This is a genomic window from Parasphingorhabdus sp., assembly GCF_039977335.1.
Classification (GTDB): Bacteria; Pseudomonadota; Alphaproteobacteria; order Sphingomonadales; family Sphingomonadaceae; genus Parasphingorhabdus.
This window is the reverse complement of record NZ_JBDWDI010000004.1, coordinates 396,776-408,448: the sequence shown is the minus strand read 5'-3', so window position 1 is coordinate 408,448 and position 11,673 is coordinate 396,776. Positions and strand designations below refer to the sequence as shown.

The following is an 11,673-nucleotide window of genomic DNA, read 5'->3' as shown; positions in this document are numbered from 1 at the left end:
TTGCTTTGGCAATCCATTGGTACCGTTGTTGCCATTGGTGGGATATTCCTGCTGCGCAAAGCTTGGCAAAAACGTTTGAATGCGGGACTTGAAGCGCTGGGCGGTTCGTTACTTGTCCTGTTCTCTCTTATCGCATGGTCACAAACCAGCGGTGCCGACAAAGGGGCTGCATTGGGCATAATAGTCGTTGTGATTACCGGTGGATTAGCGGTCTCGATGACCGCGTTGCAGGTGCCAAAGCGCGCGAAAAGAGAAGGACGTCAGGTGCCTGAGCGGGCGAGCGAACATCCGCAGGTTGGTCCGGTGCTGTGGTTATTGCGCATTTACAACGGGATCTTGCTGTTCCTCATAACGGGCTTGGCCGCCGTCTTTATATCAGCAGGCTTATTCATACTGCTGCGTTGGTTCGGAATGGAGCACAGTGCCAACCTGACCCTGATCGCTTTCCTATTCTCGATCCTGTGGTCCAGTTTGGCGGTTTATGTTGGTTCACAACAGGCGATGCTAAGAAAGTCATTGATAATATTGGGTCTGGCGATTGCTCCCGCTGTTGCCCTGACCCTCACAAGTTAAGGTGTAGATCATGCAGGATAGCGGCAAACCGAAGAAATCAGCACTACGTGTTATGCGTTCGTTGGAGGCCCATAGCTTGCTCGCCATTATTTTTGGCGGGCTTATCTACATATTAGCGGTTACCGGAACATTATCGGTCTTTAATCATGAGCTCCAGCGTTGGGAGCAGCCTAATGCACCCGAAATGCAGAGCATCAGCGCAGAGGCAGCTGAGCGCGCAGCTTATGCAGTCTTTAAGAGCGAGGAAACGCCAACAACGCACCTTTATGTTACCTTCCCGCGCACAGACTTGCCGAGGACAGTGATCACAACAGATACCCAAGCTTTTTTCGCCGATGAAAATGGTGAAATCGTGGCCGAGGAATCATTCCCCTGGACACAGTTTCTGTTGGATCTGCATTATTATCTACATATGCCGCAGACGCTGGGGCTGACGGTCGTAGGAGCTTTGGGGATCATGCTGATAGCGTTGTCGATATCCGGCGTGCTTGCGCATCCCCGGATATTCCGTGACGCTTTCACATTCCGGCGCGGAGCAGGGCGGCTAACAACCGTCGATCTGCATAACAGGTTAAGCGTTTGGACCATGCCTTTCCATTTTTCCAATGCGCTAACCGGCTCCATATTAGGCGTTGCCAGTGTCCTTGCCTTTGTCATCGCGGCCGCAGGATTTGATGGCGAGACCGGGGATGTCTTCGCCCCCATATTTGGCAGCGAGCCCGCGGCCAATGCTGCACCGGCCAATATTGCAACAATAACCAAGCCAATCGAACACATCGAAAAAACCTTTCCGGATATTGATCCAACATTTTTTATCATGCACGATCCCGGAACTGTCGGGCAAAATTCGCAAATAGTCGGCAAGCATAATAACCGGCTGATCTTCGGCGACTATTATACCTATAATGCAGCGGGCGAGTATCAAGGAAATGTCGGTATTTCTGATGGCACAATCGGTCAGCAAATCATCGGTTCTGTCTATAATGTGCATTTCGGCAACTGGGGCGGTTTACCGGTAAAACTCGCCTATTTGCTATTTGGTGTCAGTCTGTGCGTAATTGTGGCTTCCGGACTGAAGATTTATTTCACCAAACGGCGCGAGAAGGGTGATCCAGCCCCTAGGCTGGAAGGGGCATGGGCAGGCATAATCTGGGGTACACCAACAGCGTTGGCATTGACCTTGTTTGTAGCGCTGCTGGATGTGGTTCCGGCCCTGGGGCTTGTTGCGATATTTTGGCTGTCGCTCGCGACGATGATTGCATATGGTAGCCGCTCTGGCCGGAAGGCTACAAAACGACAGTTGATAACAGCAAATTGTGCGTTACTCGTCGGTATAATCATAGCGTATATTGGGCGTTATCAGGAAGCAGTAATGAGCTTTGCCGGTTTGCCTGTAACAATCAGCTTGGCGGCCCTGATTGTGGTTTTTCTTTTGCTGAAGCAGACTAGTGAGCAAACTCATATGGAAGCAGGCCCAGATTTTGCTCCAGCAGAATGATGGGCTAAGACTAGACTTGGGCGCAAAATTACCTTTCGTGATACAAAATCCAGTTAGCAGCACAGCAATCAATAGAGGAAGCTAGGCTTATGAAGAATAGTATGAAAATAATCGCCCTTGCATCCAGCTTGTTATTGGCTGGTTGTTCAACCATGGCCGAGACAAGACCAGCAGCAACGGCGATTAGTCCGCCGCCCAACATGACGCTGGGCGATAGCTATCTCTCGGATTTTTACAGCTATGAAGTCGCTTTGGCGGCGCCCGGTGCTCTTTTGAAAAAGGAACCGCTAAACGCGCAACAGTCCAATCCCGGAGCAGCCAAGAATATCCGTCTGCTCTATTCGTCAACCGACGGGTTGGATAGCGAGGCGGTATTGCCTGTTTCCGGCGTCCTGTTTCTGCCCGAAGGCACAGCGCCAGCAGGCGGATGGCCGCTCATGGCATGGACGCATGGCACAGTTGGAATAGCGGATATCTGCGCCCCATCATGGAATGGTCGGCAGCAGCAGGATCGCGACCATCTCGAATTCTGGCTGAAAAACGGATATGCGGTCGTTGCTTCTGACTATCAGGGTTTGGGCACCGCCGGCACGCATCCTTATCTTGCCACACGCCCGGAAGCTTACAGCAATCTCGACATTATCCGGGCCGTTCAATCCTCCGGTTTTCCGGTATCAAACAAGGTCGTGCTGTTTGGGCAATCTCAAGGCGCTGGCGCGGCCATAGCCACCGCTGCCTATGCCGCTGACTATGCGCCCGATGTCAACATCGTCGGCGCTGTGGCGACAGGCGTACCATTTTTCTCTCCCGAGGCCTTGATTGCTCTGCAGGAAAGTCGTCCACGAGACCGTGTTGATCCCATGTTAGGATATAATCTTCTCGCGCTCTCCTTGGTCCAACGTACCAATAGGGATTTCAAACTGGCAGATTATGTTTCGGATAAAGTCATGCCCATTGCTCAATCCGTTCAAAATACCTGCCACAAAGACGTAAAAGCACGGGTCGTCGCCGAAAAACTGACCCACAACCGGGTGTTCAAACAAGCGCCAGATGAGCATCTCTTTACCGCTTTTTCCAAAATGGGATATCCCAAGCTCAAACTGCCCGTTCCGACTTTCGTTGGTACAGGCGCAAAAGACAAAGACACTCCGCCACGTATGCAAGCAGCTTTCGTCAAACAGGCGTGCAAGGCGGGATCGGTTATCGTATCAACGCTATACCCAACGCTGGATCACCGTGCTGTCGTCCCGGGTTCGACCGGCGATACGCTGCCATTTGTGAAAGCGGCCTTTGCGGGGGATGATATAGAGAGCAATTGTGGCAATCTACCATTTTAAGCTGCTGAGTTTCTATCTCGGCCCGCCTAATTTCTGCTGGATATTACTTTACACCCGCACCTAGTTTTATGGCCATTTTCCTCAGTCGCTTACCTTCACCACAATCTTTCCGACCTGTTCGCCCGCGAGCATGTATCGGTAGGCTTCTATGGCGTCGCTCATCGTAAAGATGCGGTCATTGATTCGTGGTTTTAAACGTCCGTCCAGCAAGCGTTCAAGAATATGGGCCATTCCCCGCTGGAGGCGATCAGGATGCCGAACTTCGTTGAACATCGAATAGGGGTGCAGGATTGCATTCTTCCGCACCATCTTGACCACATCCACTTTGGCCGGTTCACCATCGAGCAGCCCGTAAAGAAATACGATTGCATCCTCCGCAAGCGCATCCGTGTAACGATCATGAAGAAGTGGCTCTGGTATTCAGCCGCTTGGATGCGTCGCTAGTGGGTAAAGCGAATAACTAGGCAGCAAGTGCGCAAACAAGGTTGGGTGATTTGAACCGTTCAACCAGCTTTACGTTTTAACTCGGTATTAGAAAAAGGAATGACGGCTGGTATATCGCGAGCGCTATCAGGCTTGCTTGATACTGATTCCGTTGGTCGCGAGAACAAATAACCTTGTAATTGTGTGCAACCAAGGTCCCGCATGACATCCATTTCTCTTATGTTTTCAATGCCTTCGGCAGTTGTTTTCATCCCTAGTTCTTGTGCCATAGAAACAATAGCACGGATAATTGCCAGACTTTCAGTAGATCCACGCGTAGCGGATTTCACGAAGCTTCGGTCAATCTTAATGGTCGAAAAGCTAGCGCGGCGCAGATAGCCAAGCGAGGAATAGCCAGTGCCGAAATCGTCCAATACAAGATTGATACCGAGCGAACGCAAGCTTTCTAGCGTCGCATCGGTTTTCTCATGATTGTCGAGAAACACACTTTCGGTTACTTCGAGTTCAAGGCGCTCAGGGCTGAGGCCGCTTGAGGCAAGCGCGCCGATTATATTGTTGGCCAAGCCGCCGCCTTCAACCTGAAGCGCCGAGACATTGACTGATAGTCGTACGTGATCGGGCCAGCTTTTTGCTTGTGCGCAAGCAGTCCGCAATACCCAATCACCGATATTGCCAATTAACCTTGCCTCTTCGGCAATGGGAATGAAAATTGTCGGTGAAATCTCTCCGCGCGTAGGATGGTTCCAACGTAAGAGAGACTCATAACCGATGACTTCTTCGCTATTGGCATCGACAATCGACTGATAAGCGACGGACAAGTCACCATTTTTCAGCGCATCTCGCAGATCATTTTCCAGAATGTGCCGTTCATCGGCTTCAACCTGCATGAATTTCTGATATCGAACGCATTGACCGCGACCCGACTCTTTACCATGGTAAAGCGCTAGATCTGCGCAGCGAGTAAGCGTCTGAACGTCGTCGCTATCTCGCGGACCGACCGCGATTCCAATGGTAGCACCAATATTGACTGAAGTTCCATTGATAGAATGTGTACCACAGAGATCCTCAATGACCTTCTGACCAAGCCTTTCAATTTCACCGTCATTTTCAATATTCGGAATCACAAGTGCAAATTCATCACCGCCGAGTCGCACGGCGTGAATTTTGTCTCCAGCAGCTTGCTTCAGGAGTTCTGCAACATGGCACAGAAGCTTATCGCCGATATTATGACCGAGCGTATCGTTCACGGTCTTGAAACGATCAAGGTCGATCAGCATGACAGCACAACGATCACCATTTTCATGCGCACTAACAAGTGCGTCGGACAATAGATCCCTGTAGTAGCGGCGATTGGCTAAGCCGGTCAGCAGATCATGGCGGGCGGCATGCGACAGTTTTGCATTTACTGCGCTAACCGCTTTTCGTCTGCGACGGACGGATACCACGGCAAAAAATAATGCGCCGATAACGGCAAACGCCACCACCAATACTAGGCTTGTATAACGCAAAATTGTCTGTGACTTGGCCAGCAGCAGTTCACGTTGCGCTTGCTTTGCCTCTAGTTTGGAAATTTCAAGCTCGCGATTAGCGTCATCAAACTGGGCTGCCAGCAACGCTGAGTTGGTCGATGCGGCGAGTTCACGCCCATTGTCGTCGAGACGCTTGAATGCAGCGAGATGCTTAAGTGCTTCTTTGTATCGCCCCAGCGCGCTGAAGACCTGATAGGCGGTTGAATGATAGTCGCGATATGACATTGTTGAACTTTGCAGATCCACACCCTTGAAAGCCTTGCGTATAAAACGCTCTGCTTCAGGGAGCCGATTTGCAGCCAGTGCGATTTTTGCACGTGTACCCCAAAGGAACGGTTCCCAGTCAGCCGCTCCGGCCTGAGCAATGCTTAGGCCGGCCAATGTAGTTTTCTCTGCTTTGGCGAGGTCGCCTTGGGAATATTGGGCAAAAGCCAAATTGGTCAATATCCGGGTTTGCAGAAGCGGGCTGTCCATTTCTTTTGCCACAGCAAGCGCTTTGGCATATTCCATCTCAGCTTTGCCAAATTTACCCATATCTCTGTGGGCGTTGCCACGATTATTGTAAGATGAAAGGTTAAGTGCTGGATCATCGGCATAAATCGACTTAGCTTGATCATAATAGTCGAGTACGCGAGGATAATCTCGGGCTTCATAATAGATCGAGCCGATATTATGCAATATGATCGCTTGGCTGCGTTTTTGGTCTAGCGTGCCATATATCCGATAAGCTTCGTAAAGCATGGGCAGGGCCTGTTCTACCCGACCCGTTTGTATGGCAATCGCGGCTGAGGATTTCAGCAGATCGGCATTCAACTTTGTACTGGGCGCAACGCGCTCTACAGTTTTCAATGCGCTGGCGATTACCGGTGTTGCCTCTTTCGGTTTATTTAGTCGCGTAAGGGCTTCCCCTTCTAGCCATTGACTAGTCGCAATAGCCAATGCGGCTTCTTCCTCGGGCATAGCGTTTGCAATTATCGCTGCTTTGCGAGCAGATTTCAGTGCATTGCCAGGATTAGACATCATGGAAGATTTAGTGTCTGCGATCTGCGCTTCAAATGCAGACGGTGCGGTTTTTGTTTGTGCATGCACAGCTGGAATGGTTAGCGCAGAGCTAAACATCAAAGCAGCAATTATTTTCCGTCCCACCATAAGCCCCCGCTTCAGTAATCCGACTAGTCAGGGACAAACATGGTTACGCGTTCTGTCCCCGATAAATCTTTTAGAATGGGAGGGTTAGCACGCCACCTGCTATTATTTCGTTAACATTGTTACTAGCAGAAGCATCATATTGCGCGCGTCCGAATAAGGAGAATTCGCCGCCGCCCATAACTGGTGTGGCATAGAGGAATTCCCCTGTGAAACGCCGGTTTTTATCGGCGATACTAAAGTCACGCGTTACAGATCCAATTTCACCGGTAGAACGATCAATTACTTCGACCGCGCTATATTCCAGCGCGCCGTTTTCTACGTGCAGTGGTTGGGTGAAAGACAACCGCAGGCGATCGTCTTTGCGCATCAATCCCTGTTTGCCGATTGAGAAAGCATATGCTGAACTTCTTACATTACCGTCGGTACGCAGGTTTTGCTTGGTTCCACCATTTGATTTGGTCATTGCAGCAGTTGCTGATGCAGCGATATTCAAACCATGTGGCAGATCAAGGCTAGCACCGACAGTCATTGTTTTGCTGTTCGAGCCGTACCGGAGGTCATTTTCAAGAGCAGACTGCACGCCAAGCAAGCCGTCTTTTTCGTTCAATGATGCGAAACTGACACTTATTGTCGCCGCCTTTAGCGGTTTATGTGTCATACGCAGGTTGAATGCGCTCGCCTGATAGTCTTTGGCGCCATGCAGTTGCGCGCGTTCGGCATCGGTCAACGCTTGGTTTTCGGAATGATCAAGGCGCCGATGGGTCAAACCAAACGCAACTTTCGTATTTTTCGCAACCGCAAACTCTGCGTCAAGAAATCCTCCGCCAGAAGCAAGGCCCAGCACAGGGTTCAAGCCGCCGGTTGCCGTATCATAGTCTGATGTCAGACCGAAAGATTGCTGCCCGAGCAATGCAATAGAGCCCTGTCCATAACCTGCGTTGAATGAGAATTGGCCAGCCGCGTCGCCAAATTTGACTGCGCTATGCGGTAATTCGCCTTGACGGCCATTGGTAAGATAACGCGTTGGATTGCTTGCCGAGATTGCAAAATTCCAACCTTCGCGTTTTGGACTTGCATAGCTAGCTACGTCGGTAAATCCGCCGCTGGCGTTGAGGCTCGGCAGACCGGTATTCCAATCCACAAAGCGCTCAGTGATGTAGGACTGAAAATATTCCTCAGATCCCGTAACACTCGACTGCTGGCCAATAAGTTGATCAGAAAATGGTACAACAAAATCACGATATGTATCGCCGATTGTCTCGAACATTGTTAGAAATACGCCATCTGTGTCCCAAGTATCGCCCACTCCGCCTTGAAGAATTTCGGCTGTAGTACGTGACGTCAACTGGCCAGAACTATATTCATAAATTTCAAGAGAACCAAAGTCCAACGGTGACTGCGATGCTTCCACATCCAGCAAACCGACACCATAAACATCATCTACGCCCGGTGCGCCCAAGTCTTGAGCCGAATCCAGTATGATACTGACCGATTCTTCAGGATGTTTGGCAAGCCAAGGCCAGCGATCATGGAGTAAAGTTATCGCGCCCGATACCAAGGGTGCGGCAAAAGAAGTGCCAGACCGGCGCGTAACGCCGCCGTTGCCATCTGCCAACAAGATAAGTTCGCCTGGAGCCACAATGAACTGGTCCCGCAGGTATGCGCCTTTGCAAACACCCTTTTCTAACAAGCAGGTTGAACCAGGACGATTTGATATGCTGGAGATATTGCCCAGCGGGTCAATCGAGCCGACAACAATCAAGCCAGTATCTTTAACTGCCTTCCACTCAATATTCTGTGTTTGAGTGAGTCCGTCATTGCCAGCGGCAATAACAAAAACGGTGTTTTTGCTGGCACTTGCTACAGCGGAATCGTTGAAAACATTGTTCCATTCAGGGTGCAATGTCCAACCCGACACACCAAGCGACATGTTGATGACGCTGGCGTTTGCGCTTTTAAGGGAAACGATACCTGCGCGAATATCATCCCAAGAGGCACTCCCAGTATGATCAAATGGATTATAGGTAGCCACCGAAGCGTTGGGTGCGATGCCCATCACACCGAGACCATCATGATCGGCAATGAGCAAACTTGCCACACCTGTACCATGTCCACCAACATGCGCTTGATAGCCGCCGGAATGGAAGACATTGCCCTCCAGGTCCGGGTCATTGACAATGGAAGAGTCCAAAATACCAATAACGCTATCGGCACCGCTTCCCTGAATTTTCGTCAACTCAGGAGTCCAGTTTATAGTCCGCATCCAATGGTCGACATGGTCGTGGCCGCTATATCCCATAAGGCCATCATACCATTCGGTAACCAATTGCGCGCGTTGCGCTTGCGTCAAGTTTATCAAACCCGTCGGATTATTGGCGGAAACACCATATTTGGCTAGAAGAGGAGTCAGGAAACTAGATTTAGCGGAAGAGCCCTCTCTGGCCAAAATTGCTTCATCCCAAACCGTCTCAGAATGAGTTATAAGCAGATTGCTTAGGGTTTGAATGGCCTGGTATCTCTCGTAAGAAATTCCTTCTGATTGGATCTCGTTAACCAGAAGATTCACTTCTCTCCAATTAGCACCAAATTCGTGCCAGAAGGAGTTGATATCAACATAGCTGGGCAGTACCACGCCGCTTAGAGGATCTGTTTGCCCAACCAATGGGTCAATATTGCCATAGAAGGGGTCGACATTGCCTGCAAACGGGTCAACATTGCCCGCGAATGGATCAACATTACCACCAAATGGATCAATAGCGCCCCAAAGTGCTCTGATTTCTCCATGGAATGGATTCAGATTGCCGGAAAATGGATCGATATTGCCTTCAAATGGATTGATATTGCCAGCGAAAGGATCAATCGAACCGCTAAACGGATCAAGCGAACCAGAAAAAGGATCAATACTACCTGAGAAGGGATCGATGCTGCCGCCCATTGGGACAATCGGCCGCAGATCCTGATCTACAGATGTAGCAGCGCCTTGCGCCTGCTCGCTTGCGCTAACAACTGGTGCTTCAACGACAGGATCAATGGTTTGCGCCACAGATGGCACAGCCGTCCCGAATATGATCGTTGCAATAGCCAATTTGCTAGAGCGATAGTTAGATGGTCGTTTCATTTGTTCCCCGTTCACCCACGAACTTATAATGAACGAAATAGGGGTCGTTTGTTAACCAGTGCGCAAAAAGATGGATTAATAACAATGTAACCAAAGAACTGCGCAGATTTCTGGTTCGTTTGTTTTTTTGCAGGGTGCTTTTTTCGCCTCTAACAATAAGATTTTGCTCTATTTTCTTGATTTTCGTCAAGATTCGAGCCGAATTTCTTAAAGGCTGTGACTGGTTCAAATCTGGACACGGATATTTAAATCGTGAGCTAATCGCCTTCTCGGCCAATAAAGACTGTGAAACGTTGCTTTTTTTTGGCAGGATAGCTTTTCGGCCATGGGGGCCGAGATGATTTGAGGGACAATATGGCTGATCGGGATTCTCATCTACAGGATGTGCTTAAGGCGCCTGAGGGGCCGCATATTGCTGCCCTATTCGATTTTGATGGTACGATTATTGCCGGATATTCTGCGACCGCCATGTTGTGGGAAAAAATCAAACGTCGGGAAATGACAGCTGAAGAGTTGGTCGAAACCGCTAATGTTATGGCGCAATATAGCATGGGGAGCATGGGCTTCTCCGGTCTGATGATGGCGGCATCCAAATTCATGAAGGGCGTAACCGAGGATAGCTATTTCGAATTTGGCGAAGAGCTTTATCAGAAGCATATCGCGCGTAAGGTTTATCCAGAATCGCGAGACTTGATCGAAGCCCACATGGCCAAGGGGCACACGGTGGCGATTGTTTCTTCGGCGACAATCTATCAAATTGAACCTACCGCACGTGATCTGAATATTGAACACGTATTATGTTCTCAATATGAAGTCGAGAACGGAGAGTTTACCGGGAATATCATTCGTCCGCTTTGTTTTGGCGAAGGCAAAGTGATCGCGGCGGAAAGGCTAGCAAAAGAGCATAATCTCGATCTTAAAAAGAGCTATTTCTATTCTGACAGTTATGACGATATTGAATTGTTGGAAAGGGTTGGGAAGCCGCGACCTTTGAACCCGAATAGTAAGCTCACAGAAGTCGCTGAAGAACGTGGTTGGCCCTTGCAGAAATTTGATAGTCGCGGGCAGGGGAAACCGGTTGATTATCTACGGACTATTTATGCGACAGGATCGCTGGTTACCTCCTTTGTAGCTGGATTGCCCATTTGGGCATTGACCGGCTCGCAACGTGAAGCGACCAATTTCTCAACTGGCCTGTTCGGTGATATTGCTACCGCGCTTACAGGCGTTGAACTGGATATTAGCGGCGAAGAAAATCTCTGGGTGAACCGACCCTGTATCTTTGTTTTCAATCATCAGAGCAAAGCCGATGTGATGATCATGGCCAAGCTGGTGCGCAAGGATGTAGGAGGGATCGCCAAGAAAGAAGTTAAAGACACGCCGGTTATTGGTAAGGTCATGGAAATGGCAGGGACGGTGTTTGTTGATCGCGCCGATGGTCGTAACGCGATAAAGGCGATGGAACCGTTGATCGATGCCATCAAGATCGATGGAAAGTCGATCTGCATCGCGCCAGAAGGAACGCGGACTCTGTCTCCGAAAATAGGCCCGTTCAAGAAAGGTGCTTTCCATCTGGCCATGCAGGCTGGCGTACCAATGGTTCCGATTGTCATTCACAATGCAGGCGATGTCGCCCCTAAAAATGAGTTTGTAATGCGGCCGGCTACCGTGAAAGTTGATATTCTGCCGCCGGTTGATACCAGCAAATGGAAGAAAACAACCTTGAATGATCATGTTGCTGAGGTCCGTGGTATGTTCCTCGAGGCGCTTGGCCAAACAGATGAAGACTTGGTAATGGTTGAAGCCGCGACACCTGCGGTCCGTCGGAAAACCGTGAAGAAAGTGACGCCGGTAAAGGTCAAAAAAAGACCAGCTGCAAAAGTTGTTCCAAAGAAAGTAACTTCGGCCGCCAAAAAAACGGTTACGGCGACAGCAGGAAAAACAACCGCTAGAAAACCGGCGGGAAAAAAGGCGGTGGCTCGGAAGTCGCCACCCAAAAAACCATCCGGTCCAAAAAAATAGTGA

General features: G+C 49.8%; 7 protein-coding genes. 4 read left to right on the top strand and 3 right to left on the bottom strand.

Features of this window, described 5'->3' with window-relative positions; genetic code table 11:
* The 3 genes from ABJM21_RS09130 to ABJM21_RS09120 all read left to right on the top strand — a co-directional run bounded on the left by ABJM21_RS09130 (nt 1) and on the right by ABJM21_RS09120 (nt 3,408).
* Nucleotides 1-573, top strand: coding sequence for a hypothetical protein (locus ABJM21_RS09130; RefSeq protein ID WP_348301454.1), 573 nt, complete (start codon nt 1-3; stop codon nt 571-573).
* A gap of 10 nt (nt 574-583) precedes the next feature.
* The gene (locus tag ABJM21_RS09125) at nt 584-2,071 is read left to right on the top strand and encodes a PepSY-associated TM helix domain-containing protein (protein WP_348301455.1); all 1,488 of its coding nucleotides are present in this window, start codon (nt 584-586) and stop codon (nt 2,069-2,071) included.
* A gap of 89 nt (nt 2,072-2,160) precedes the next feature.
* Nucleotides 2,161-3,408, top strand: coding sequence for a lipase family protein (locus ABJM21_RS09120; RefSeq protein WP_348301456.1), 1,248 nt, complete (start codon nt 2,161-2,163; stop codon nt 3,406-3,408).
* A gap of 81 nt (nt 3,409-3,489) precedes the next feature.
* Here ABJM21_RS09120 and ABJM21_RS09115 read toward each other — a convergent pair whose 3' ends face one another.
* From ABJM21_RS09115 to ABJM21_RS09105, 3 genes are all read right to left on the bottom strand, one after another.
* Entirely contained in the window at nt 3,490-3,732 is a 243-nt protein-coding gene (locus ABJM21_RS09115) for a zinc-binding dehydrogenase (RefSeq protein WP_348301457.1), read from the bottom strand.
* Between the two features lie 179 nt (nt 3,733-3,911).
* Nucleotides 3,912-6,527 carry an EAL domain-containing protein gene (locus tag ABJM21_RS09110; protein WP_348301458.1) on the bottom strand — a complete coding sequence of 872 codons (2,616 nt, stop codon included), beginning with the start codon at nt 6,525-6,527 and terminating at the stop codon, nt 3,912-3,914.
* A gap of 73 nt (nt 6,528-6,600) precedes the next feature.
* Nucleotides 6,601-9,648, bottom strand: coding sequence for a S8 family peptidase (locus tag ABJM21_RS09105; RefSeq protein WP_348301459.1), 3,048 nt, complete (start codon nt 9,646-9,648; stop codon nt 6,601-6,603).
* Nucleotides 9,649-10,002: 354 nt separating this feature from the next.
* On the opposite strand from ABJM21_RS09105, the gene ABJM21_RS09100 reads away from it, so the two are divergent.
* A complete protein-coding gene (locus ABJM21_RS09100; RefSeq protein WP_348301460.1) occupies nt 10,003-11,670 on the top strand; it encodes an HAD-IB family hydrolase in 1,668 nt (555 codons plus the stop codon).
* Nucleotides 11,671-11,673 lie beyond the last annotated feature (3 nt).